Here is a 23,241-nt window from a genome sequence, read left to right as displayed (position 1 = left end):
GGGTGGCCCGGTCGTCGGCGCGGGTGGTCAGCCGCGGAGGGGGATGCCGGTCGGCGGGCGCTCGGCGGGAGTGAGGTCGCGGTCGACGGAGGTCCGGTCGAGCGGGGTCCGGTCGATGGGGGTGCGGTCGATGGGCGTGCCGACGGGGGTGCGGTCGATCGGGGTGCGGTCGAGGGCGTTGCGCTCCAGGCTGGAGCGGTCCAGGCCGCCCTGGCGGGCCGCCGGGACGGTGGCGGCCAGGCCGCCGCTGCGCTCGGTGGGGACGGGCAGCTCCTCGGAGCGGTCCGGGCGGGCGGGGCCGGGGACGGCGCCGCTGGCGGCGAGGAGTTCGCTGGTCGGGCGGCGCATCCCGTAACGGCGGTGGACCGCCTGCTTGGTGACCCCGAGGGCGGAGCCCACCGAGTCCCAGGAGAAGCCCAGCGCCCGGTCGAACTCGACCGCCGCCGCCACCAGGGTCTCCACGCTCTCCCGCAGCTCCTGCGCCAGGCGCACGGTCGGCGCGGGCGCCCGCCCGTACACCACGAAGCCGGCCGAGGTGCTCGGACGGCGGGGTCGGTATACGTTGCCCAGCTGGGCGGTGAGCGTCCGCAGCGCGTCGACCTGGCGCCTCACCCGCTCGATGTCCCGCACCAGCAGGTGCAGGCTCGCCCGCGCCCGGGCGTCGTGGTTGATCTGCTCGGCCATGGCCTACGTGCCACCTTCCGTACGGTTCAGCTCAGCCGGGGCGCGGTGTCCCGTGCGCCCGGCCCCGGTCAATCTCTCTTGACCAACGCCGAAGCGGGGGCCGGGGTAACGCGGCTCGGCAGACTCGGGATATGCCGGAAGCCGGTGCGGGCGTCCGAGGACGGCCCGTCGGAGCGCCCGGGTGGGTTGAATAGACTTGGCGGGAAGCAGCCGTTGCCCGAAGCCCGAGCCCAGCCCGGACAGGAGCCCGTACCCCGTGGCGATCCAGCCGATCCGTCTCTTCGGAGACCCCGTCCTGCGGTCCACCGCCCAGCCGGTGACCACCTTCGACAGGGAACTGCGCACGCTGGTCGCCGACCTCACCGACACCATGCTCGACGCCCCCGGCGCCGGCCTCGCCGCGCCCCAACTCGGCGTCTCGCTGCGGGTGTTCACGTACCACGTGGACGGCGTCACCGGGCACCTGATCAATCCGGACCTGTCGCTCAGCGAGGACGAGCAGGAGGGCCCGGAGGGCTGCCTCTCGCTGCCCGGACTGCGCTACGACACCAAGCGCGCGTACGGCGTGGTGGCCAAGGGCTTCAACATGTACGGGGATCCGGTCACGCTGGAGGGCACCCAGCTGCTCGCGCGGTGCATCCAGCACGAGACCGACCACCTGGACGGCATCATCTTCATCGACCGGCTCGACCGGGAGCAGCGCAAGGCCGCGTTGAAGGCCATCCGGGAGGCCGACTGGGGCACCGGGCCGGCGCCCGTCGTCAAGGTCTCGCCGCACAGCACCTTCGGCTCCGCGCGCTGAGCTCGTTCCTCGATTCTCGTATGCAGAAAGGCACTTGATGCGTCTCGTCTTCGCCGGCACCCCCGAGGTCGCCGTTCCCGCCCTCGACGCGCTGATCGCCTCCGACCGGCACGAGGTCGTCGCGGTGGTCACCCGCCCCGACGCCCCCGCCGGGCGCGGGCGCAAGCTGGTCGCCAGCCCCGTCGCCCAGCGCGCCGAGGAGGCCGGGATCGAGGTCCTCAAGCCGGCGAAGCCCAGCGACCCGGACTTCGTCGCCCGGCTCACCGAGCTCGCCCCCGACTGCTGCCCGGTGGTCGCCTACGGCGCGCTGCTGCGCCCCGGCACCCTGGAGATCCCCAAGCACGGCTGGGTCAACCTGCACTTCTCGCTGCTGCCCGCCTGGCGCGGCGCGGCCCCCGTCCAGCACTCGGTGCTGGCCGGGGACGAGGTGACCGGCGCCTCCACCTTCCTGATCGAGCAGGGCCTGGACTCCGGCCCGGTCTACGGCGTGATCACCGAGGAGATCCGCCCGAGCGACACCAGCGGCGAACTGCTCACCCGGCTCTCGGTCTCCGGCGCCCGGCTGCTGGTGGCCACCATGGACGGCATCGAGGACGACTCGCTGCACGCCGTGCCGCAGCCCGCCGAGGGCGTCACCCTCGCGCCGAAGATCACCGTCGAGGACGCCCGGATCGACTGGGACCACCCCGCGCTGCGGATCGACCGGGTGGTGCGCGGGTGCGCGCCCGCGCCGGGCGCCTGGACGGAGTTCCGGGGCGAGCGGCTCAAGGTCACCGGGCCGGTCAAGTTGCTGCCGGAGTCGGCCGAGCTGGCGCCGGGCGAGGTCGCGATGGTCGGCAAGAACAGCGTGCGGGTCGGTACCGGCTCGCACGACCTGGAGCTGGCGGAGGTGCGTCCGCAGGGGAAGAAGGAGATGCGGGCCGCCGACTGGGCGCGCGGGGCGCGGCTGGAGGCCGGGGAGCGGTTCGGAGGCTGAGCCTCCGTTTTGGCGTTACTGTTCGTGTGATCCGTACGATCCACTTGATCCGTGCGATCCGTGCGATCCGTGCGATCCGTTTCGGTTCGTTCGATTCGTTTGAACCGTTGAACTGTTTGATCCGTACCGAAATAACCACCGCAGCACTTTTGAGGTATCCGTGAGCACGCCCCCGAACACTCCCGCCGGCGCCAAGCGCGCCCCCCGTCCGCACCGGCGGCCCAAGAAGGACCCGGCCCGGATCGTCGCGTTCCGGGCGCTGCGCGCCGTCGACGAGCGCGACGCGTACGCCAACCTGATCCTGCCCTCCCTGCTCCGCGAGGCCGAGCAGAAGGGCATGGACCGGCGCGACGCCGCCCTCGCCACCGAACTCGTCTACGGCACCCTGCGACTCCAGGGCACCTACGACGCGGTCATCGCCGCCTGCATCGACCGGCCGCTGAGCAAGGTCGACCCGCCGGTGCTGGACGTGCTCTCGCTCGGCGCCCACCAGCTGCTCACCACCCGCATCCCCAGCCACGCGGCCGTCTCGGCGACCGTCGAGCTGGCCCGGGTGGTGCTCGGCGACGGCAAGGCCAAGTTCGTCAACGCCGTGCTGCGCCGGATCAGCGCCCACGATCTGGACGCCTGGATCGAGCGGGTCGCCCCGCCGTACGACAAGGACGCCGAGGACCACCTGGCGGTTGTGCACTCGCACCCGCGCTGGGTGGTCTCCGCACTCTGGGACTCGCTCGGCCGCTGGCAGCCGGACGCCTCCGGGCGCACCGCGATCGAGGAACTGCTGCGGGCCGACAACGCCCGGCCCGAGGTCACCCTGGTCGCCCGGCCCGGCCGGGCCACCGTCGGCGAGCTCGCCGAGGTGCTGCCCGAGGCCGAGCCCGGGCGCTGGTCCCCGTTCGCGCTGCGGCTCGCCGAGGGCGGCGACCCCGGTGCGCTGACCGCCGTCCAGGAGAACCGGGCCGGCGTCCAGGACGAGGGCAGCCAGCTGGTCGCCCTGGCGCTCGCGAACGCGCCGCTGGACGGCCCGGACCGGCTCTGGCTGGACGGCTGCGCCGGACCGGGCGGCAAGGCCGCCCTGCTCGGCGCCCTGGCCGCGGAGCGGGGTGCGGGACTCGTCGCGAGCGAGAAGCAGCCGCACCGGGCCCGGCTGGTGGCGCGGGCACTGGAGGGCAACCCCGGCCCGTACACGGTGATCGCGGCCGACGGGACGCGCCCGGCCTGGCGCTCCGGCGGCTTCGACCGGGTCCTGGTCGACGTTCCCTGCTCCGGACTGGGCGCGCTGCGGCGCCGCCCGGAGGCGCGATGGCGGCGCCGGCCGGCCGATGTCGCGGCCTTCGGCCCGCTCCAGCGGGACCTGCTGCGCTCGGCGGTCGAGGCCACCCGGATCGGCGGCGTGGTCGGCTACGCCACCTGCTCGCCGCACCTCGCGGAGACCCGGGCGGTGGTCGACGACGTGCTGCGCGAGCAGGGCGGCCGGGTCGAGTGGATCGACGCCCGGCCGCTGCTGCCCGGCGTTCCGGCGCTCGGCGACGGGCCGGACGTGCAGCTGTGGCCGCACCTGCACGGGACGGACGCGATGTACCTGGCGCTGCTGCGGCGGACGGCCTGAGCAGCTGGTCGCAGGTCGGGGCGCACCTCTGATCGCACCACTGGTCGCACCACGCTTGAACCTCTCTGCTTGCACCTCCCGTAGGGGGAGGCGGCAGGGTGGTGGGCATGAACGGCGACGCGCTCCGGCCGGTAGGACCGGCCCTGACGATCGGTGAACTGGCCCGGCGGACCGGGCTGACGGTGAAGACCGTCCGGTTCTACTCGGACCAGGGGATCGTGTCGCCGGCCGACCGCACCCCGGCCGGCCACCGACGGTACGGCGCGGACGCCGTCGCCCGCCTGGATCTGGTGCGCACCCTGCGCGAGCTCGGGCTCGGCCTGCCGGAGATCCGGCAGGTGCTGGGCCGGGAGCGCGCGCTGTCCGAGGTCGCGGCGGCGCACGCCGCGGCGCTGGACGTCCGGATCCGGGTGCTGCGGCTGCGGCAGGCGGTGCTGCGGACGGTGGCCGCGCGCGGGGCGACCACGGAGGAGTTGACGCTCGTGCACCGGCTGGCCAGGTTGACGGAGGACGAACGGGGGCGCCTGGTCGGGGAGTTCCTGGCGGCGGTGTTCGGCGTGGCGGCAGTGTCCGGAACGGGGGCAGTGTCCGGAACGGCTGCCGTGTCCGGCGGGGCTGAGGTGTGCGGCGGGGAGGGGCGCTGGGGTGGGCCGGCCGCGTCGCTGACGCCCCGGCTGCCGGAGCAGCCGTCGGACGAACAGGTCGAGGCCTGGGTGGAGTTGGCGCTGCTGGCCGGGGACGACGGGTTCCGGGAGCTGTTGCGCGCACTGGCGCAGGATGAGGCGGCGGAGGCCGCGCCCGGTGCGCCGCCCCGGCCCGGGCTGGCCGTGCTGGTGCGGGAGACCGTCGGGCCGGCGGTGGCGGCGGGAGTGGAGCCGGGATCGGTGGAGGCGGCGCGGGTGGTCGCGGCCCTGCTGGAGCGGTACGCGGGCCTGCTGGGCTCGGGTCCGGCGGAGCCGCTGGTGGATCGACTGGTGGAGCGACTGCGGGCGATGGCGGACCCCCGGCGGGAGCGGTACCTGGAGCTGCTGGCGGTCGTCAACGGGTGGGTGGCGCCCGAGGGTTCGGGTGAGGTGCTGGACTGGGCGGTGCGGGCCGTGCACGCCGTGCGGGTGGTCCGGGCGGCCGGGGCTACGGCTGGAGGGGAGGCGGGGCCGGGCAGTTGGTGAGGAAGGCGTGGGCCTGGGCGCGGAGGTGGTCGACCGGGGGGTCCTCGCAGATCACCTCCAGGCCGAGCGCCGCGAACCCGCGCAGGTGGTAGGAGGACTGGTAGGCGAGGTACGGGCGGTGGCCGTCGTCGGGGTCCAACCCGACGGCGAGGGTCGCGAAGAGGGTGCGCTCCCGCTCGGTGTGGGCGAAGTCCGTCCGGGAGAGCGTCCATTCGAACTCGTACGGCTCGGGCTCGGCGGGCAGGTCGAGGAGGGTCTGGGCGAGCCGGCGGACCTCGTCCGGGTCGGCGAAGGGGAGCGACTCCGCACCGAACGGCGCGGCCGCGAACAGCTCCCATGCGGGGCCGTTGCGACGGACGGTCAGTTCCCACGCGCCGTCCTGGTCGTGCCAGTGGCAGTTGAGGATCGAGTCCATGGTGGTCAACCTCCCTGTGGGGCCGTGCCGTTACGTTTTCTCCTCATCGTGGCACACCGGTCCGACGCGGGCGCGCGGCGCGGCCCGGCCGCGGGCGGCCCGCCAGGCTTCCCGCAGGGCGTCGTAGCCGAGCACGGTGATCGCGTGCTCGGCGAGCAGGCGGGGGGCCTCGGGGGAGACCAGGAAGTCGTAGTCGCCGCGGCGGACGCGCCAGCCGTCGTCGGCGCCGGCGGGGCCGGTGGCGGCGGGGTCGGTGGCGGTGATGGAGGGCGGGAGGCGGGGGTGCGGGCCGGTGGCGAGGCTCGGGTGGACAGCCCATTCGGTCAGGCCCGGCGGGAGGGCCGCGAGCAGGCGGGCGTAGTGGGCGGGCTTGTCCCCCGGCGGCACGGCGAAGCTGTCGAGGAAGCCGTGGTCGACCACCGGCAGCCCGTGCTCGCGCAGCCGGTCCAGGGCGGGCGGCAGCCAGACCCGCACCGCCAGGTCGTACTCGGCGCCCAGGGCGAGGGTGAGGTCGAGGACGTCCTCGCGGCCGCCGTCGGCCAGGCAGTGGAAGTCCAGGTGGGTCGGGCTGAGGCCGCTCGCCTCAACGGCGTCGATCTGGGCGCGGAACTCGCGCTCCACGTCCTCGATCCGGGCGTTCGCGGCGAGTGCGGCCCGGCCGGCCGGGGTGGGGGCGTGGAACTCGCCGTCCGGGTCGAGGAGGGAGGGCACCCGCTCGCGGGCGGCGAGCGGGCCCCAGCGCAGGTGCGGTGCCTCGCAGACCAGGGTGAGGTGGACGCCGAAGGGGATCTCCGGGTGGCGGCGCAGCAGGCGGAGCGCGTGCGGGGCGGCGTGACAGGGGGTCATCAGGCTGGCGGAGGCGGCGATGCCCTGCCGGACCGCCTCGACCACGGCGAGGTTGACGGACTCGTCCAGGCCGAGGTCGTCGCAATTGAGCAGCAGGAGGCGGGCCTCGGGCGGGTGGCCGAGGAGGCGGTTGGCGCGCGGACCGTCCGGGGGAGGGGCTGCGGTGGGCATGGCCGCAGTCTTCACCGGGGAGGCGGTCGGCGCGCGGGAATTTCCGCTCGGCCGGGTTCGGGTGGGGCGGGCTCCCGTGGGGCGGGCGCGGCCGGGGGTGCTCAGTGCGGGGCGGTCGTGTCCTCGGGGGTGCCCTCGGGGGTGCCGTCGGTGTCGCGCGCGGTGTTCGAGGTGGTCGGGGCGGGGTGCCACGGGCGGTCGGGACGGGTCGGGACGGGGGCGGAGGTGAGGCGCAGGGCGTACACGTCGTGGTCCGGCGCCGGGGACGGGACCGGGCCGAGGTACGCGTGGCCGGTCAGGTGGCACCAGGCGGGCAGGTCGAGCGGGGCGGCCGGATCGGTCGTCAGGATGTGGACCACGGCCCCGGCGGGGAGGTGGGCGATCTGCTTGCGCAGGCGGAGCAGGAGCTGGACGCAGAGCAGGCCGGTGCCGTCGACGGTGAGGTCGGGGGCCGTACCGTCGGCAGCGGGGCGGACGGCGGCGTCGTCGGGGGTGGTCATCGGGGGATCTCCTGGGTGATGCGCCAGAGGCGGCGGGGCAGGTCGCCCTCCTCGAAGGCGTGGACCTCGACGAGGTGCCAGCTCTCGGCGAGCCGGTCCACCAGCTCGCGGGGGAAGAAGTGGACGGCGAAGCCGCCGTGTTCCCAGATGTCGTCCCCGTGGTCGGTGCCGGCGCCGTAGTGGGCGTCGCCGGTGTGACGGACGGTGTGGACGAAGGTGCCGCCCGGGCGCAGCACCCGGCGGACCTCGGCGACCAGCGCCTCGATCTCGGGCGTGGAGAGCGCCATGCAGAGCAGCATGTGGGCGAAGACCGCGTCGACGGAGGCGTCGGGGAGCGGCAGCGGGTCGCGGACGTCGTGGACGGCGGTGCGGACCCGCTCGGCCAGGCCCTGCGCGGCGGCGGTGGTGCGCAGTTGCTCCAGACCGGTCGGGCTGAAATCGGTGGCCAGGACGGAGAAGCCGGCGCGGGCGAAGTGGAGGGCGTCGCGGCCGTGGCCGGCGCCCAGTTCGAGCACCTCGTGGGCGCCGGCGGCGGCGAAGGCCCCGGCGGCGTACCGGGCGGGAGCGGACGGCTGCCCGCCGTACATCCCGGGGTGGGCCCGGTAGGTCTGCTGCCAGTGGGCGCGTTGGACCTCGGCGAGGGCGGGCTCCCGGCGCGGCGCCGGGCGGGGCGGCGGGCCGGGAGTGCTGGTCATGGCGGTGCCCTTCGCGGGGGGTGCGTCGTGGTGTCAGTGGTGCTGGAGATGCCGGGGAGTGCTGGTGGTGCCGGTGGTGCCGGTGGTTTGGGTCCAGCCTAGGGCTTCGGGATGTGGCGTTGTTCGGGGGCGGTGCCGCCGAGGCGGGTGAGCAGGGCGGAGAGCTGGGTGAGGTCCTCGCCGCTCCACTGGTCGGTGGCGAAGTGCTCGGTGGCGACCTGGCGGGCGGTGTACAGCATCTCGGCGAGTCGCTCGCGGCCGGTCGGGGTGAGGGCGGCGTACGCGACCCGGGCGTCGCGGGCGGCGGCCTCGCGGGTCACCAGGCCGATCCGCTCCAGCGGGGCGAGGCCGCGGGTGACGCCGGAGGCGGTGAGGCCGAGGGCCTCGGCGAGGTCGACCCGGCGCATCCGGCCACCGGGGGCCTGGGCGAGGTGCAGCAGCAGGGTGAAGTCGGACAGGCTCACGCCGTGCAGGCCGCTGAGGCTCGCGTCGAAGCGCTTGACCACGGCGGCCTGGGCGCGGACGAGACGTAGTGCGGTGTCGAGCGGGTCGGGGCGGGGGGCGGTGTCGGGGTTGGGGCCGGGGTTGGGGGCGGTGTCGGGGTTGGGGCCGGGGTTCGCGGGGCTTGTCATTGCCACCTCCTTGACTGCTCAAGTATATGCACGGGCGGAGCCGTCAAGGAGATGGCAGAGGGAGGGGGTCGGTCAGCCGGTGGTGCCGGCGGCGCGGCGCCGGCGCTTGCCCAGCGGCGCCTGGGAGAGGTCCTCGGCCTGGGAGCGGAGGTTCTTGTAGCCGTAGCCACGGCTCGTCAGCCAGGACTGCGCGGTCCGTTCGGCCCGCTCGGTGGCCCCCAGGATGTCCTCTTCGGTCTCGCCCTCGTCCAGGAAGCGGAAGGTGAAGGCGGTGCGTGCGGTGAGGTCGTAACTGAGGTGGCCCTCGCGGGTGAAGGCGGCGTGCAGCACGTCGTGCTCGGGGGCGGCGGCGAGGAGCTCGGCGCGCTGCTCGTCGCCGAGCCCGTCGAAGACGCCGCGCACCATGATGCGGAAGGTTCGGGTGGTCATGCCCCGACGATAGGCAGTGGACACGGCGGACCGCCAATGCGATTCCGGTGGCCGGGTCGGCGGTGTGCCGTGGCGCGGCTCACCGGAGGTCGGCCGGTGCGGCGAGGCCTGCCGTGAAGGACTCGACGGCGTGGGCGAGGGAGGCGGGGGCTTCCAGCGGGAGCAGGTGGCCGGCGCCGGGGACGACCGTGAGGCGGGCGTGCGGGAGGTGGGGAAGCAGGTGGGTGCGGAGCAGGTCCGCCGGTTCGACCCGGTCGTGCCGGCCCGTCAGGACCAGGGTGGGTACCTGGATCCGGGCACTGGCGGCGGTGATGTCGGTGGCGAGGCCGTGCAGCGGCCACTCCTCGCGGGCCGGGAGGTCGGCGGCCATGCTGTCCTGGACGGCGGCGGCGCGGACCCCCGGCGGCAGCGGGGTGGCGGTCAGGACGTGGTCGAGGGCGTGGCCCACGGACTGCGGTGAGTCGTAGGCGTGGGCGAGCGCCTGCCGGTGGTCGAGAGTGGCGTTGGGGGCCGGCCGCGGCGGGGCGGGGGCGACCAGGACGAGTCCGGCCAGGCCCTCCGGCCTTCGCGCGGCGGCGAGTTGGCACACCTTGCCGCCCATGGAGTGGCCTACCAGGACGAAATGGTCCAGGCCGAGGCGACGGGTGACGGCGAGGATGTCCTCGGCGAGCTGCTCCAGGTGGTACGGGCCGGGCAGCGCGCGGGACCGGCCCCAGCCGCGCTGGTCGTAGCGCATGGTGCTGCGCCCAGGCGGCAGGTGGCCGACGAACGCGTCCCAGGTACGGGCCGAGCCGCCCCAGTAGTGGGCGAGGACCAGGGTGGGGCCGCCCCGGGCCTGCTGCTGGGCCTGGTGCTGGGCCTGGGGCTGGGCCTGGGGTCGGCCCTGGCGCTGGAGCTGGTGCCGGCCTTGGACCTGGTGCTGGACCTGGAGGGTGCCGCCGTCGACGGGGACAGCGGTGCGGGGGTGGACGGGGGCCTGGGCAGGGTCGGGGCGGGTGGTGGATTCCGGCAGCATGGTGGTCTCCTCGGAGTGGGTGTTCCCAGGAGGCTACGGTCGGGAGCGGGCCCGAGGCCCGGTCGAAAGGTGCACGGTGACAGTGGAAAACGGACAAGCTCCAGGGATCCGGCAGGTGCGGTACAGCCCGGAGGCCGGGTCGGCGGGGTTCGGCGTGGAGGTGTTGAGCTTCGAGCGGTTGCGCCGGATGGACCGGGCCCGGCGCCGGGAGCGGCCGCAGCGGCCGGACTTCCACGTGCTGGCGCTGGTGCGCTCGGGCAGCGGTCGGCAGGTGGCGGACTTCGTCGACCACCCGCTGGAGGAGCGGAGCGTGGTCTGGATCCGCCCAGGTGCGGTGCACCGGTGGGCGGAGGTCGACGGGGTGGACGGGCCGCTGGTGCTGTTCGAGTCGGAGGTCCTGGCGGGGGCGTTGGGGGCGGGGGCGGTCGGGGCGGTCGGGCTTGCCGCGTTCGGGGCGTCCTGCTGGCAAGTGGACGAGGAGGACTGGGGGTTGGTGCTGGCCGGGGTCGAGCACCTGGCGCGGGAGCACGCGGCGGCGGTGGCCCGGGAGGAGCCCTTCTCCGGGGCCTTGCTCGGGCACCTGCTGGCGGCGCTGCTGCTCCGGGTCGGCCCGCCCGAGTCAGTACGGCCGTCGGCGGCGGCCGGCGACCGGGAGGTCTTCCGGCGGTACCGTACGGCGGTCGAGGAGGGCTTCGCCCGGCGGCACCACGTCGCCGACTACGCCCACGAACTCGGCTACACGGTGCGGACCTTGACCAGGGCGAGCCGCGCGGCCAGTGGGCTCGGGGCGAAGCGCGTCCTGGACGAGCGCATCCTGCTGGAGGCCAAGCGACTGCTGGCGCACACGGACCTGTCGCTGGCCCGGTGCGGGGAGCGGGTCGGCTTCGACGACGCCGCCAACTTCGCCGCCTTCTTCCGGCGGCTCGCCGGGGCGTCGCCCGGCCGCTGGCGCGAAGCCGCTGCCGGGCGCTGAGCCGGTGGGGTCAACGGGCGAAGGGACCGAAGACGGTGGCCGCCAGGCGCAGGGCCTGGGGCGGGGTGCCGCCGTTGGAGCCGACGGAGTAGACCAGGCGCTTGCGCAGGTCCGGTGTGGCGAAGTAGCCGCCGGAGTAGCCGAGGTCGTGCCCGGTCTTGCCCCAGACCACGGTGCCGTCCTGCAACGGGAGGGACAGCAGCCCGGCGCTGTAGCAGGCCTTGCCCTTGTCCGGCCCCAAGCGGCAGTCGTCGGTGCCGTGGTAGGGCAGCAACTGCCCGGAGGCGTCGCGCGGCAGGGTGAACAGGTCGTGCAGCTGCTGCGGCGGCAGGAGCTCGCCGTCGAACAGGGCGCGCAGGAAGCGGTCCAGGTCGGCCGGGGTGGAGATCATCGACTCGGAGTTGCCACCCTGCTCGGAGACGTCCGTCGGGATGCCGGCGTTGCTGTCGAGGTATCCGGTCAGGTGCGGTTCGGGCATCTGCGGTGCGCCCCCGGTCAGTTCGGTGTGCCGCAGGTGGAGGGGGTCGAAGATGCGGGTGGTCACCTCCTGCTGGAGCGAGCGGCCCGTCACGCGTTCGACGAGCAGGCCGGCCAGGCGGTAGTTGAAGTTGTTGTACTCCTGCTCGGTGCCGGGCGTGGTCGGCACGGGCCAGGGCCGGTCGGTGGGCCGCAGGGTGCGCTGGACGACCTCGTCGAAGGTCTCGATCCCGAAGCGCTGGGCGATCAGGCCGTCGTGGTCGCCGTCCTCGACGCCCGCCGGGCCCTCCACGGCCTGCGGCAGTCCGCTGGTGTGGTCGAGGAGTCGGCGGACGGTGACCGGCTGGTAGACCGGGCTGCCGCCCGTCCCGTCGGGCAGCACCCCGGGCAGGTACTGCTGGACGGTCCCGTCCAGGTCGATTCGCTGCTCGGCGGCGAGCTGGAGCACCACGGCGGCCACGAAGGTCTTGTTGATGCTTCCGATCCGGAAGGCGGCGTTCGGCGCGACCGGCTGCCCGCTCACCGGGTCGTCGGCGGTACCGCGCCACGCCTGGCCGCCGACCGTCACCCGGGCGAGCGCACCGGCGGTGGGATCCCCTGGTCGGGCGGCTATGGCGGCGTTGAGCGCGGCTCTGTCGGGGCCGCCCCGGGGTGCGGTGTCGTCGGCCCGGGCAGCCGTGGGCGTGGCGGCGAGGAGCAGGCCGGCGAGGGCGAGGGCGGTGCGTTTGGCGATGGGCATGAACTCTCCAGGGCCGGTGGGGTGGGTGGGTTCTGCGGTGCCAGCCCTGAGGACGCGATCTGACGTCACGTCAGTTCTGTCATTCCGGCGATCGGCCGCCGGCGTTCTGGTTCGGCGCCGCTCGGCCGGGGAACCGGCGGTCGGTGGCGGGCGTCGTGGACGGGGCGGGTAGATCGGTCGAGTGGGTGTGGATGGGCGCGGATGGGTGTCGAGTCGGAGCGGTCGGTGCGTGAAGGACGCGGTTCGCGCTGGTGGGGCCGGGCCGGAGGCCCGTTGGTGCTGGTCGGCGCGGGCTGGCTTTGCGGTGTGCCGACGCTCTTCGCGGACGATGACGTACGGGCGTTGGTGAGCCACTGTCGGGACAGCCCCGGCTCACCGGCGTACGTGCTGCCGCTGGCCTGGGCCGGCCTGGTGCTGGGGGTCGTGGCGGTCTGCTGGGGTGGCGGACAACTGCTTACGGTCGGGCGGCGGAAGGCGCTGCCGTCCGGTGCGGGACAGCTGGCGCTCTGCTTGGTGCTGCCGGTCGCGGTCGTTGCCGTGCCGCTCCAGTACGCGCTGGCGCGGACGGCCGCCCAGGACAGCGGCTACCGGCACAGCAGTTGTTTCGGGTCGGGTCAGGGGGCGGACGGGGAGGGCAGTTCGACGGAGTGGACCGTGAAGCCGCCGCTGGTGACGGGGGCGAAGGGGGCCAGCGCCATGCAGGTGCCCACGACGGGCTGGTAGGGCTTGCCGTCCTTGTCCACGTCCAGGTTGCCCACGCCCCAGGAGAAGCCGAGGCGGTCCCGCCCGTGGCCGGGGGCGTCGTAGATGCTCAGGCCTATTCGCTGGCCGACCGGCATCGCGTCGGACTTGGTGATCACGGCCGTCAGGGTGGCGACGGGGCCACCGGTGGCGAGGCAGTCGACCGCGGCGTCGGCCTGGTGGACCTCGCCGGTCTCGACCACGCGGTGGGAGAAGTGCACGGTGCCCCGGGCGTCGGTGGGCAGACCGTGCGGGATGCCGGGGAGGGGACGGCTGCCGGGGGCGGCCACGGCGTCGACCGTGAACCGGATCTCGTCGTCCGGGCGGGGGGCGTAGTGGATCCGGCCGGACCCACTGACCCGGGCGGTGGGATCGGCGGAGGGAGCCGCACCCGCCGGTGCGGGCGCCGTGAGCGCGGCGAGGGCGAGCCCCGCGAGGACGGCCGCGGCGGTGCGGGTGGCGCGGGTGCGGGCGGTACGGGCGGTACGGGCGGTACGGGCGAAGCGGAACACGGTGGAGACCCCCCTTTTCCGGCGGCCCCGGTGGCCGCCGTCTCGGTGACTCCAAGACTGGCCGCCCCGACCCCCTCCCCACATGTGCCGATCGGCATAAAGCGAGCACCGGGTCCGGTACCCGACCCTGCCGATCGGCAGGGCCAGGGCCAGGCGTCAGCCGTCCGGCGTCAGGCGCCGGGAGCCCGTCCGGCGGCTACGCCCGGACCGGCAGCCGGGTGCAGACCGCCCCCGTCGCCAGCGCCGAGGCCTCGGCGCCCAGCACGCTCAGCGTGAAGTCCGTGGTCAGCGCATTGATGTCGGCGCTCTGCCGGACCAGGTAGTGGCTCCCGCCGGGTACCTCGTACCGCGCGAGGTCGGGCGCGACCTCCCGGGCGCGCAGCGCGTACTCCAGGGACTGGGCGGCGTTGGCCGCGCTGTGGTCGGCGGTGCCGTGCACGATCAGCACCCGCCGTCCGGCGAGCTGGTCGACCCGGTCGCCGGTGGGCAGCCAGGGGGCGAGCCCGGCCACCCCGACGACGTTCGGGTGCCCCGCGCACCAGAACGCGGCCCGCCCGCCGAGCGAGTTGCCGATGAGCACCACCGGCACGCCCGGGTAGCGGCGGTCGAGTTCCTCCAGCGCCCACTGGGTGTCGACGGCGGTGTCGGCGTCGGCGCCGTTCCAGCCGCTGTGGCGGTAGCGCAGCAGGTGCACCGCGAGGCCGTGCGGGCGGCCGCGGTCGGTGAGTTCGGTGGCGAGCCCCTGGAGGCCGAGTTCGGCGATCCGCAGCGGCCCGAACTTGCTCCGGATGAACCCGCCGGGCAGCAGCAGGGCGACGCCGGAGACCGGTCCGCCGCCCTCCCACGGGGTCAGCTGTGCGGTGTGCGGGCGCTGCGCTCGGAACACGCCGGTCCTTCCTGGGGGGAGGGTCGTGGGACGACGGTCGGGGGATGACGGTCGGGGGGTGTCGGTCTGGGGACGGTGAGGTCCGGTGGGACGGCGGACAGCCGAACAGCCGGATTCTACGGTTCCGGCGGCGGGTCGCGGTGCGTGAGGAGGGACCACAGCACCCAGCCGGTGACCCGGGTGCGGGTGACCATGACCTTCGCCCAACGGGCGCCCAGCGGCGAGGTCCAGGTGTCCACGACCTCCACCCGGTCGCCGGAGCGGCCCAGCCCGATCACGGTGCCGCCGCCGAAGTGGTCGAGCCGGACGTTGGCCGCGTTGGCGGACACCTCCCACCACCCGTCCCCGACCGGGGGCGTCCGCTGCTCGACCGGGCTGACGGCCGCCGGGACCAGCAGGATGGCGAGGGAGAGCACCGCCGCCGTGGCCCGGCCGATCACCGCCACGGCGGCCTCGGGGTGACGCTGTGCCCGGGGCGTGCGGGAGCTGTGCGGAGCGCGGGGATCATGTACAGCAGAACGAGCGGCCGTGCGTGCGCGTACGGTCGGGCGTGGAGGCTCACCCGGTCGGGTGAGCGCGGCGGGCGGCAGCGGCGGCGGGCCAAGCTTGGCCCCTTCCCAACTCGTGCTGGGAAAACGGACGTTGATCTCACCGATGGGCCGCTCGCGGCCCGCCCCGGCCCGTTCCGCCCGCCCGTCCGGGAGGGTCCGGCGAGCAGCTCCTGCCTGCTCGGGAGCCGTCGCCGCTGCTGCGCGGGCGGGGTGATCGGCTGCTGCCGGGGTTCCGGGACCGGGCCGAGCCCGGCCTCGGCCGCCGCCTCGGCCGGGAAGTCCCAGGCCTGTCGGCGGGTGTTGTCCACGCTGCGCCGCAGCTGCTCGGCGTGGCCGCGCAGCCTGTCGGCCCGGCGGCGGAGCAGGGCGGCCTCGGCGCTGTCCGGCGGATCATGCTGCGTAGGCTGTTCGCCATGCACAGCACGTTGACGGAGCATGCCCGGTGTCTTTACGGAGACGAGTACCGACCCACGCCGGAGTGCACGAGGGAGCACACGGAGTTCTCCTTCGTCGAGCGGCTGACCTTTGCCGACGCGGATGCAATCCTGGCCATGCTGCGGGAGCTGTGCCCGCACCTGGTCGACGGTTACCTGCCGGTGTGGGTTCGGAACCTGGCGTATCGGCTCGTGCTCCTGCAGCGGCCGGATGAGCCGGCGTTGTTGCGGGAGGCGGCGCGGAGCCTGTGGTCGCACGGCCCGGACTGGGACACCATCGCGGCGGACCTGGAGAGGCGGGCCGACTCCCTGGAATCGGCGTGACGCACAGGCTGAGCCACAGGCGGATCGAGGCCACGGTAACGGCGCCGGTGAAGACGTAAGCGCGCTTGTCGTAGCGTGTCGCCACAGCTCGGGAGTGCTTGAGCTGGTTGATCGTGCGCCGAGTCCCAGTCGTGGCCGCCTCCCGGGCGGACCGGGCGGCGTCCTCGGTGGGGCCGGTGGCGCCGGGGAGCAGCGCCTTGACGGCGGCGAGGCGTCGGATGCGTGCGTCTCCGCGATCCGGCGCCCGTGCCCCGGTGGGCCTCAACCTGCCTCGGGGGTAGGGCGTGTCTGACAATTCGCGTCGGATCAGCGTGCGGCGTTGGGGTGCGTGCATCGCAAGGCGGAGGAGGGAGTCCATGCGGAGCATCGGCGACTGACGACAACGCGGCGAGGTGCGTGCCCCGGCGTCGCGCGCCCGGCGGGAATTGTCAGACACGCCCTAGGGGCGTTCGTCACCGGTCGCGGCGGGGTGCGGGTGCGGGTGCGTCGAGCACGGCGGCGAGCAGGCCGGGGAGGCGGGCGTCGAGCTCGTCGCGGCGGAGTGTGACCAGGCGGGTCCGGCCGCTGGTACGGACGGTGACCAGGCCGGCCTCGCGGAGGATCCGCCAGTGGTTGGACAGGGTCGACTTGGGGACGGTGAGCCCTTCGGGGCTGCAGGTGGTCTCGCCCTCCTCGGCGAGGCGGCGGACGAGTTGGAGCCGGACCGGGTCGCCGAGGGCGTGCAGGACGGTGGCGAGGTCGACGTCCTCGGGGTGGGGCTGGGTCAGGGTCCGCATCGGGTCCTCGGGCTCCTCGGGTCCGGCACTGGTTCCGGCCGGCCCTGGCGGCGGGGCGGCACGCTGTCTAGTATCCCAGTTCGACAGTTCGGGAAATTCGAACTGTTCTGACGGTCGATCGGATCCTCCGGAGGTTGCGACGATGAAGGTGCTGGAGACGCTGGCCCGGGTGTACGTGGACGACCTCGACGAGGTCCTGCCCACGCTGCGCGAACTCACCGGCGAGCGCGAGGGGTTGCGCTTCCCCTACGCGGGGGTGGAGGTCGCGCGGATCGGCGGCCTGCTGGTCGTCGCCGGCCCGGAGGAGGCGCTGGCGCGCTTCCGCAGGGTGCAGAGCACGCTGCTGGTCGACGACCTGGACGGCCTCGGGCCGCTGCTGGCCGCCCTGGGGGGCGAGTTGCTGGACGGCCCCAACGAGGTGCCGACCGGCCGCAACGCGACCGTCCGGCACCCGGGCGGGGCGGTGTTCGAGTACGTCGAGTTCGTGAAGGACCGGGCCGTCTTCGCGGACTGACACGTCGTGGCCGTCGCCACCCCTTCCGCTCCCGGGGCGGCCTGCCCGGGCCGTTCGGGGCGGGCTCCCCACGCGGGCGGGAGCCGGCCTCGGGAGCCGACCTCGGGGGCGGGCCTCGGGGGTCGGCCTCGGGGTCGGGGAAATGCCGGTGCGGACGGGCGCCGACGGGGATAGGGTCCGCCGGTGACTGGTGATCGTGGGGGAATCGTGGAGACCGGCACCACCGAGCCGGAGCCGGAACCGGAGGCCGAGGCAGAGCCCGGGACGGGGCCGGAGCCCGGCCCCGAAGCCGACGCCCGGGCGCCGCGGGTGGGCTTGCAGGTCGCCCTCGCGGTGGTCCTGGTGGGGGCGCTGTTCGCCGGCCTCTGGTACCTGACCGGGGACGGCCGGGGCCTCGGGCCGAGCAGCACGCCGGCGAAGTGCAGTCCGGCGAAGCCGACGGACTCGGCCAGGTACCCGGCGCTGTGCGCCGCGCTCAACCGCCCCGACCTGCCGGTGCTGATGGGCGTGCCGAAGGAGCGGGTGCTGGTGGCGCAGGCCGGGATGACGCTGAGCGGCGGGCCGGGCCCGGACAAGGACGGCTACGGTGCGGCGGAGGTGCAGTTCGGCGAGCTCTACGTCCAGCTCGCGGACAGCACGGACGTCGACGTGGACGACTACGCCCGGCTCTACTCGTCGGCGGACCCGCGCGCACCCGTCCTCGGGCACAAGGCGCTGTTCTACCGCGCCCCCACGATGACGCTGTCCTTCTCCCTCGGTGGCGGCAAGTCCACCACGGGCACCGGCGCCCCCGCCCACGCGCTCGCCGTCGCGAAGAACCCGGACGGGAGCGGCGGCAGCTTCGAGGTCAGCGTCTGGCGCAAGGACTCGCTGCCGATCGACGACGCCGCCCTCTACCGCCTCGCCGAGGCGGTGCTTCCGGGGCTCCCGGGCTGGGCGGCGAGCTGACGGGCCGCGGCTGATGAGGAGGGGGCGGAGATGCTGGTGACGCTGACCGGCGGGGCCGGTGCGGGCAGGACGACGCTTGCCGGGGCGCCGGCGGCCGCCGGCGCCCCGGAGCGGGCGCGGGTGCTGCACGGGGCGGTAGGGCGCGATTCGTAACGATCGCGCCGGTCAGGGCCTCCCATGTGCAGGGAAGGACGTGGTTTTCCCTGCTCTTTGTTCAGGATCTTGCCCCGTTCTGCGACGATCCGATGATCGACGCCCCACTGCGGGGGCGGCGCTTCGCAGGGGAGAGACGGGCATGGCCGAGCGGCCCGAGGACAGCGTCGTCCGGGCGAGGACGAGGTGGGCCGCCAGGTTCGCCGAGCACAGGGAGACCGGGGCCGTACTGACCGGCGGTGTGCTGGGAGCCATGTTCGCGAGCATGGGCCTGGCCGTGCTGTTCGGCCCGGCGAACGGGTTCGGTGGCGACAGCCTGGGCTATCTGGGCGCCATCAGCATCCTCGGCCTGCTGCCCTGCGGGGCCGGCTTCGTCTGGGCGCTGATCCACCCCAGGCGCGGGCTGCCCGCGGCGGCCGTCGGCGCCGTGCTGGGGCTGGCGATCTTCCTCTGCTTCGCCGGGGACGGCCTCAACGACGCCTGGAAGGCCCCGGCGGACCGGCCGTCCAGCGTCCGCGCGGTCGGCAGCTGGACCAGCGGCAGCCTGGTGGTGCGGGTCCGCCCCGACCAGGTGGTCGCCTACCGCAGCCGCGGGGGAGCGGTCGCCTGGCAGTGGACGCCGCCCGGCTCCGACTCCGTGTGCACGATGAGCCGGGGGATCGGCGCGGGCGGCATCGGCCTGGTCGGGCACTCCCCGCACGGCAAGCCCTGCGCGGCGGTGACGTCGCTGGACCTCGCGGACGGCAAGCAGGGCTGGACCGCCACCGTGGCCGCGCCCGCCCGGGACGGCGACAGCGCGGACTCCGACCTCGTCGCGGTCGCGGGCGCCCAGGCCGTGCTGCAGGGCACCGACGGCTGGCGGGCCGTCCGGCTGGCCGACGGCCGGGAGCTGTGGCGCAGCGCGCCCGACACCGGGTGTACCCCGATCGAGGTCGCGGGCGGGGACCAGGGCGTGGTGACGGCCGCGGAGTGCGGTGACGGGACGGCGGTCGTGCGCACCCTGGCGCCCGGGGACGGGCAGGGGCGGACGCGGGCCGCCGTGCCGGCCGAGGGCGGGCTCAAGAATTTCATGGTGGTCTCCGTCGACCCGCTCGCGGTCTGGGTCGACGCCCAGGCCGAGCGCGGCACCCACGCGGTGCTCAGCTTCGACCGGGCCGGGAAGCAGCGGGCCTCGATAGCGGTCTCCGGCGACGAGTACGACCTCGACGTGATGCTGGGCGGCGTCCACGCCTTCGACGAGTTCACCGCCCGGCCGCTGCTCGGCGGGGTGGTGGTCGGCGACCTGTTCATCGTGCCGGGGGAGCGGCAGGGCGACGTCAGCATCAGCGGCGGCCCGCACCCGAGCCGCACCGCCACCGGGCGGCTGGTCGCGTACTCCCTCGCGGACGGCTCCAAGCAGTGGACGGCGGGCCTGGACGACCAGGTGACGGGCGTCCTGGTCGACGGGACGTCGGTGTGGGCGATGACCCGCGACAGGCTGACCCTGATCGACGCGGCGACCGGCCGGCGCAGCCGCGAGCTGGACGTCAACGACACCGCCTCGCTCTACCCGGTGGACCTCTCGGCGGCGGGCCGGGAGGAGTTCACGGTGGTCGCCGAGGACGGCACCAGGGACGAGCCGCCGGTCCGGGGGATCAGCTGAGGGAGTGGCCCGGCCCGTTGCTGAACGGGCCGGACCGGTAGCGCAGTTGGTCGTACGGAACCCCGGCGGGGCCCGGGCTCCGTGTCGTTCGGGCCCGGGGGCGGCCGGGCCGTGCGGGAGAGGTCCGCGTGGTCGGGGAGGCCGGCTGCCTCCGAGTTCTCCGCAGGACAGGCTTGCGTACCGGTTCTACGGTGGAACCGGGTAGCCGCTCTTTGCCGAACGAGTGTCCAGGTCGGTTCTTGTCGGCGAGTCTTCCGGCACCGGCTTCGTCCGACCCGGCGAAGCGCAGCCTCGTTTCCCAGGAGGGGTCATGGCTACTGGGACAGTCAAGTGGTTCAACGCCGAGAAGGGCTTCGGATTCATCGAGCAGGACGGCGGTGGTCCGGACGTGTTCGTGCACTACTCGAACATTGACAGCTCGGGCTTCCGTGAACTGGTGGAAGGCCAGAGGGTCGAGTTCGACGTGACCCAGGGCCAGAAGGGACCGCAGGCCGAACGCGTCCGCCTCGCCGGGTGACGGTCGGCCCGGGCCCGCCCTGGGCCGGAGCCAGGCGCGCCCGGGCCCGCCCGGGCCGACACGCGGGAGGACATGATGAGCGTTCGGCACACCCTGAACATCATGGACTGGCACGAGGACGGCTCCTCCACCTGGCTACGGTGGGTCGTCAGCGCGGACCAGATGAGGATGGTCCGGGATCTCCTCGACCGGGCGCCGGACGCCGAGGGCGTCGTGACCCCGGAACAGGCGGACCAGGCACGCACGGCCGCCGACCGGTGGCTGACCTGCGCGGACCAGGACTGGTCGCCCCCGGGGTGACGTCACACCGAGCCTGTCCTAGGCGGCAGCGGCCCGGCCCGTTGGTGAACGGGCCGGGCCGGAGGGTCAGTTAGGCGGTGAAGCGGGGGTCGCGGGCTTCGATGGCCTGGATGAAGGCGGTCCACTCGGCCTGGTCGAAGGCGAGGTGGGGGCGGTGGGGGTTCTTGTCGTCGCCGAGCCAGACGTCGCCGTTGGCGAAGCGGGCGATGATCACGCAGTTGCCGTTGGAGTCGGCGGAGAACGGGGACTTGACCCATTCGGCGTCGGCGGAGTTGTGGTTGTACGGGTCGTGCATGAGACCTCCCGGTGGGCAGCGGCCCGGCCCGTTGGTGAACGGGCCGGGCCGGAGGGTCAGTTAGGCGGTGAAGCGGGGGTCGCGGGCTTCGATGGCTTGGATGAAGGCGGTCCACTCGGCCTGGTCGAAGGCGAGGTGGGGGCGGTGGGGGTTCTTGTCGTCGCCGAGCCAGACGTCGCCGTTGGCGAAGCGGGCGATGGTCACGCAGTTGCCGTTGCCTTCCCCCGAGAAGGGGGACTTGACCCACTCTGCGTCGGCAGGGTCGTGCATGTACGGGTCGTGCTTGCTCACGTTAGCTCTTCCAACTTACGTTCAAGGGCGGTGATGGTGTCTTCGGGCGACAGCGCGAATCGTCCGACGCGGGCGAAGACTCGCTCTGCCCGTCGAACGTCGCGTCCCCTTTTGCGGGGGAGCATACCGCCGACAGCCTCGATGAATACGAAGCTGTTTTCGAGGTCGGCGGGGAAGTGCATCAGGGTGAGGCCGGATGTGAGGATGCCGGGCCGACCTGCACTCAGTGGCACCATCCGGAGCGTTACGTTGGGGTACTGAGCGACCTCGATGGTGTGGCGGATCTGTTCTGTGAGGACACCCTGGTCGCCCGATACGAGCAGCGCCACCTCGCCGAAGTAAGCCTCGAACGTGAGCGGGGGCTCCGTTGTAAGGCGGCGCTGTCGGAGGATCCGAACCTCGGCACCCGCTTCGACTTCCTCTTCGTTGGGGGCATCGGTGCCAGCGGCGATCATCTCCTTCGCGTAGGCCTCCGTCTGGATCAATCCAGGGAAGCCGGAGAAGAAGTAGTCCACCATGTGTGAGGCCTCGGCTTCGAGGGCGAGGTATTCCGCGAACGCTGGTGTGATGGCGTCTGCGTAGTCAAGACTTCGCCACCACTGCTTCGGAGGGCCGCTGCCGAGCAGGTTCTCGTAGTAGTCGCGATCTGCACCAGTGATTCCGTAACAGTCCAGCAGCGTGGCGAGGTCGGCCGGCCCGATTGGCTGGCCGGCTCGCTCCATCTTGCTCAGGCGAGCAGGGCTCCAGCCCTTGAGGTCTTTCGTGACCTCGATGAGCTTCTTGTTCTGGTCCAGTCGCAAGGCACGCAGCTCGTCGCCCAATCGGATCTGCCGGATCGCTGACAGGTTCGTGTTCAAGTGGGTTCCCTCCCTTCAACGCTGGTGGCCAGTCTCACCGCAGAGAGCCGCGAGACTCAAGCCCGTTTCAAGATCCACCGATTTTCTAGGGCGTTCTTGTTGCGTTTTCGAATCGAACTCCCCCACACTCAACGTGACCGCACGGACACGCACCTGACGTCGTGTCGAAGCGAAGGGGCACCCATGTCCGCGTTGAGCACACCTCTCCTCCGCACCTCCGAGCTCACCCTCACCGAGCACGCCACCTCGGTCCGCACCGCCCGTCGCCACATCCGCAACCAGTTGGGCCTCTGGGGCTACTGCGGCGAGAAGGTCGACGACCTCGTCCTCATCGGCTCCGAGCTCGTCACCAACGCCGTCGTCCACGCCTGCCAGGGCCACGGCGAAGTCCGCCTCTACCTCCAGGAGTTCGGCGGCGACTGCCGCCTCGAAGTGTGGGACCCGCGCTTCGACCTGCCGCTCCAGAAGCCCCGCCTGCGCCGCTTCAACGAGGGCGGCCGGGGCATCCAGCTCGTCCGTGAGCTCTCGCTCGACTTCGGCGTCGTCGTCCGCCGGGGCTCGGGCAAGCGCGTCTGGGCGCGCGTCCTCCTCGCCTGACTCCCCCCCCCCCGCCGACCACCCCGCAAGGAAGTCCACCCGCCATGCACCCCGCCGCGATCGCCTTCCGCAACCCGGCTGCCCTGCACGCCCGTTGCGACTACGGCCGCCCCCGCCGGCTCTACTTCGAGCCCGACTACGAGACCTGCGCCGTCGTCCCCGACCCCGCCGCCTGGGAGCCCCTGCCCGGCGGCTACCCCGAGCGGTTCGCGCCCGGCTACTTCACCCCCGCCTCCGGTCTGATCGAGCTGTTCCGGCTCCCCGACACCGTCACCGACCGCGACACCGTCGCCGCCTTCGTCGAGACCCTCGGCGACCCCCACCCGATCACCCTCGGTGACGCCGAGGACCCGCCCGGGCAGCCCACCACCCACGTCCTCCCCGAGTCGGGCCGACGCCCCGGCCTCCACGTCGACAACCACCAGAACCTCCCCTACGGCGAGCGCCGGAAGGCCCGCCGGCGACTGTGCGTGAACCTCGGCCCCGGCCCCCGCTACCTCCTCCTCGCCGACACCGACATCCTGACCATCTGCCGCTGCGTCCAGGAGCGCTACGAGGAGCACCACCCCTCCACCGACGACCTGCGCACCTACCTCGCCCTGCACCGCCCGCTGCGCCTGCTCCGCCTGCGCATCGACCCCGGTGAGGGCTGGTTCGCGCCCACCTCCTTCCTCCCCTACGACGAGTCCACCGAGGGCCTGGCCCTGCCCTCCTCCACCTGCTCCTGGCTCGGTCACTGGGAGCCGCACCTCTTCGAGTCCCCGATCTGAC

29 protein-coding genes and 1 pseudogene are annotated in these 23,241 nt (G+C 73.8%); 13 read left to right on the top strand and 17 right to left on the bottom strand.

All coding sequences use genetic code 11. The features are described 5' to 3' along the window. Positions 1-27: 27 nt before the first annotated feature. Positions 28-684 carry a hypothetical protein gene (locus ACZ58X_RS15475; protein ID WP_470334162.1) on the bottom strand — a complete coding sequence of 219 codons (657 nt, stop codon included), beginning with the start codon at positions 682-684 and terminating at the stop codon, positions 28-30. Between the two features lie 256 nt (positions 685-940). Here ACZ58X_RS15475 and def point away from each other — a divergent pair, with 256 nt between their 5' ends. From def to ACZ58X_RS15455, 4 genes are all read left to right on the top strand, one after another. Continuing rightward, positions 941-1,486 (top strand): peptide deformylase, encoded by a 546-nt coding sequence (gene def, locus ACZ58X_RS15470; RefSeq protein ID WP_470334161.1) that lies wholly within the window; start codon positions 941-943, stop codon positions 1,484-1,486. 37 nt (positions 1,487-1,523) lie between these two features. Further along, positions 1,524-2,462, top strand: coding sequence for a methionyl-tRNA formyltransferase (gene fmt / locus ACZ58X_RS15465; RefSeq protein ID WP_470334160.1), 939 nt, complete (start codon positions 1,524-1,526; stop codon positions 2,460-2,462). A 160-nt stretch (positions 2,463-2,622) separates the two neighbouring features. Continuing rightward, positions 2,623-4,071, top strand: a complete 1,449-nt coding sequence (locus tag ACZ58X_RS15460) for an RsmB/NOP family class I SAM-dependent RNA methyltransferase (protein WP_470334159.1) — start codon at positions 2,623-2,625, stop codon at positions 4,069-4,071. A 107-nt stretch (positions 4,072-4,178) separates the two neighbouring features. Beyond that, complete coding sequence (locus ACZ58X_RS15455; protein WP_470334158.1) at positions 4,179-5,240, top strand: MerR family transcriptional regulator; 1,062 nt, start codon at positions 4,179-4,181, stop codon at positions 5,238-5,240. Here the strand turns inward: ACZ58X_RS15455 and ACZ58X_RS15450 are convergent. The 7 genes from ACZ58X_RS15450 to ACZ58X_RS15420 form a co-directional block, all read right to left on the bottom strand. Continuing rightward, a complete protein-coding gene (locus ACZ58X_RS15450; RefSeq protein WP_470334157.1) occupies positions 5,203-5,655 on the bottom strand; it encodes a hypothetical protein in 453 nt (150 codons plus the stop codon). The two genes, ACZ58X_RS15455 and ACZ58X_RS15450, sit on opposite strands and share 38 nt — an antisense overlap. 30 nt (positions 5,656-5,685) lie before the next feature. Beyond that, positions 5,686-6,672: a polysaccharide deacetylase family protein gene (locus tag ACZ58X_RS15445; protein ID WP_470334156.1), complete on the bottom strand. Its 987-nt coding sequence runs from the start codon at positions 6,670-6,672 to the stop codon at positions 5,686-5,688. Between the two features lie 101 nt (positions 6,673-6,773). Then, entirely contained in the window at positions 6,774-7,172 is a 399-nt protein-coding gene (locus tag ACZ58X_RS15440) for a sulfurtransferase TusA family protein (RefSeq protein WP_470334155.1), read from the bottom strand. Then, positions 7,169-7,867: a class I SAM-dependent methyltransferase gene (locus ACZ58X_RS15435; RefSeq protein WP_470334154.1), complete on the bottom strand. Its 699-nt coding sequence runs from the start codon at positions 7,865-7,867 to the stop codon at positions 7,169-7,171. The genes ACZ58X_RS15440 and ACZ58X_RS15435 overlap by 4 nt, the downstream gene beginning before the upstream one ends. A 98-nt stretch (positions 7,868-7,965) precedes the next feature. Continuing rightward, entirely contained in the window at positions 7,966-8,499 is a 534-nt protein-coding gene (locus ACZ58X_RS15430) for a MarR family winged helix-turn-helix transcriptional regulator (RefSeq protein WP_470334153.1), read from the bottom strand. A 72-nt stretch (positions 8,500-8,571) separates the two neighbouring features. Continuing rightward, entirely contained in the window at positions 8,572-8,928 is a 357-nt protein-coding gene (locus ACZ58X_RS15425) for a DUF6204 family protein (protein ID WP_470334152.1), read from the bottom strand. Between the two features lie 79 nt (positions 8,929-9,007). Next, a complete protein-coding gene (locus tag ACZ58X_RS15420; protein WP_470334151.1) occupies positions 9,008-9,943 on the bottom strand; it encodes an alpha/beta fold hydrolase in 936 nt (311 codons plus the stop codon). Between the two features lie 115 nt (positions 9,944-10,058). Between ACZ58X_RS15420 and ACZ58X_RS15415 the strand changes: the two genes are divergently transcribed. Further along, entirely contained in the window at positions 10,059-10,916 is an 858-nt protein-coding gene (locus ACZ58X_RS15415; protein ID WP_470334150.1) for a helix-turn-helix transcriptional regulator, read from the top strand. Between the two features lie 10 nt (positions 10,917-10,926). Here ACZ58X_RS15415 and ACZ58X_RS15410 read toward each other — a convergent pair whose 3' ends face one another. From ACZ58X_RS15410 to ACZ58X_RS15395, 4 genes are all read right to left on the bottom strand, one after another. After that, complete coding sequence (locus tag ACZ58X_RS15410; RefSeq protein WP_470334149.1) at positions 10,927-12,132, bottom strand: serine hydrolase domain-containing protein; 1,206 nt, start codon at positions 12,130-12,132, stop codon at positions 10,927-10,929. 614 nt (positions 12,133-12,746) lie between these two features. Further along, positions 12,747-13,385 (bottom strand): hypothetical protein, encoded by a 639-nt coding sequence (locus ACZ58X_RS15405; protein WP_470334148.1) that lies wholly within the window; start codon positions 13,383-13,385, stop codon positions 12,747-12,749. A gap of 196 nt (positions 13,386-13,581) precedes the next feature. Further along, on the bottom strand, positions 13,582-14,271 hold the full coding sequence (locus ACZ58X_RS15400) for an alpha/beta fold hydrolase (protein ID WP_470334147.1): 690 nt from the start codon (positions 14,269-14,271) through the stop codon (positions 13,582-13,584). A gap of 116 nt (positions 14,272-14,387) precedes the next feature. Next, positions 14,388-14,717, bottom strand: a complete 330-nt coding sequence (locus ACZ58X_RS15395) for a hypothetical protein (protein ID WP_470334146.1) — start codon at positions 14,715-14,717, stop codon at positions 14,388-14,390. Positions 14,718-15,235: 518 nt separating this feature from the next. Between ACZ58X_RS15395 and ACZ58X_RS15390 the strand changes: the two genes are divergently transcribed. Continuing rightward, positions 15,236-15,580: a hypothetical protein gene (locus ACZ58X_RS15390; protein ID WP_470334145.1), complete on the top strand. Its 345-nt coding sequence runs from the start codon at positions 15,236-15,238 to the stop codon at positions 15,578-15,580. 10 nt (positions 15,581-15,590) lie between these two features. On the opposite strand, the pseudogene ACZ58X_RS15385 reads toward ACZ58X_RS15390, so the two are convergent. Together ACZ58X_RS15385 and ACZ58X_RS15380 are read right to left on the bottom strand one after the other, a co-directional pair. Next, positions 15,591-15,692, bottom strand: a pseudogene (locus ACZ58X_RS15385) (IS5/IS1182 family transposase); the annotation flags it as partial. A 340-nt stretch (positions 15,693-16,032) separates the two neighbouring features. Next, positions 16,033-16,356 (bottom strand): ArsR/SmtB family transcription factor, encoded by a 324-nt coding sequence (locus ACZ58X_RS15380; RefSeq protein WP_470334144.1) that lies wholly within the window; start codon positions 16,354-16,356, stop codon positions 16,033-16,035. A gap of 142 nt (positions 16,357-16,498) precedes the next feature. On the opposite strand from ACZ58X_RS15380, the gene ACZ58X_RS15375 reads away from it, so the two are divergent. From ACZ58X_RS15375 to ACZ58X_RS15355, 5 genes are all read left to right on the top strand, one after another. Next, positions 16,499-16,870 (top strand): VOC family protein, encoded by a 372-nt coding sequence (locus ACZ58X_RS15375; protein ID WP_470334143.1) that lies wholly within the window; start codon positions 16,499-16,501, stop codon positions 16,868-16,870. A 183-nt stretch (positions 16,871-17,053) separates the two neighbouring features. Next, positions 17,054-17,818, top strand: coding sequence for a DUF6215 domain-containing protein (locus ACZ58X_RS15370; RefSeq protein ID WP_470334142.1), 765 nt, complete (start codon positions 17,054-17,056; stop codon positions 17,816-17,818). A gap of 295 nt (positions 17,819-18,113) precedes the next feature. Next, positions 18,114-19,613 (top strand): outer membrane protein assembly factor BamB family protein, encoded by a 1,500-nt coding sequence (locus tag ACZ58X_RS15365; RefSeq protein WP_470334141.1) that lies wholly within the window; start codon positions 18,114-18,116, stop codon positions 19,611-19,613. Between the two features lie 310 nt (positions 19,614-19,923). After that, positions 19,924-20,130: a cold-shock protein gene (locus ACZ58X_RS15360; protein WP_188308314.1), complete on the top strand. Its 207-nt coding sequence runs from the start codon at positions 19,924-19,926 to the stop codon at positions 20,128-20,130. A gap of 75 nt (positions 20,131-20,205) precedes the next feature. Next, on the top strand, positions 20,206-20,430 hold the full coding sequence (locus tag ACZ58X_RS15355) for a hypothetical protein (RefSeq protein ID WP_470334140.1): 225 nt from the start codon (positions 20,206-20,208) through the stop codon (positions 20,428-20,430). A gap of 70 nt (positions 20,431-20,500) precedes the next feature. On the opposite strand, the gene ACZ58X_RS15350 is transcribed toward ACZ58X_RS15355, so the two are convergent. The 3 genes from ACZ58X_RS15350 to ACZ58X_RS15340 are packed head-to-tail and all read right to left on the bottom strand — an operon-like array spanning position 20,501 to position 21,873. Continuing rightward, positions 20,501-20,725 (bottom strand): DUF397 domain-containing protein, encoded by a 225-nt coding sequence (locus ACZ58X_RS15350; protein WP_470334139.1) that lies wholly within the window; start codon positions 20,723-20,725, stop codon positions 20,501-20,503. Positions 20,726-20,785: 60 nt separating this feature from the next. Further along, positions 20,786-21,016 (bottom strand): DUF397 domain-containing protein, encoded by a 231-nt coding sequence (locus ACZ58X_RS15345; RefSeq protein WP_470334138.1) that lies wholly within the window; start codon positions 21,014-21,016, stop codon positions 20,786-20,788. Next, complete coding sequence (locus ACZ58X_RS15340) at positions 21,013-21,873, bottom strand: helix-turn-helix domain-containing protein (protein WP_470334137.1); 861 nt, start codon at positions 21,871-21,873, stop codon at positions 21,013-21,015. Before ACZ58X_RS15340 ends, ACZ58X_RS15345 begins: the two co-directional genes overlap by 4 nt. Positions 21,874-22,056: 183 nt before the next feature. Between ACZ58X_RS15340 and ACZ58X_RS15335 the strand changes: the two genes are divergently transcribed. Further along, positions 22,057-22,470, top strand: coding sequence for an ATP-binding protein (locus tag ACZ58X_RS15335; protein ID WP_470334136.1), 414 nt, complete (start codon positions 22,057-22,059; stop codon positions 22,468-22,470). A 44-nt stretch (positions 22,471-22,514) separates the two neighbouring features. After that, the gene (locus ACZ58X_RS15330; RefSeq protein WP_470334135.1) at positions 22,515-23,240 is read left to right on the top strand and encodes a hypothetical protein; all 726 of its coding nucleotides are present in this window, start codon (positions 22,515-22,517) and stop codon (positions 23,238-23,240) included. The last annotated feature ends 1 nt before the right edge of the window (position 23,241 follow it).

Source organism: Kitasatospora sp. NPDC040550 (assembly GCF_055594965.1).
Note: the sequence above shows the minus strand (reverse complement) of the source record. Positions and strands in the feature narration are given on the sequence as shown.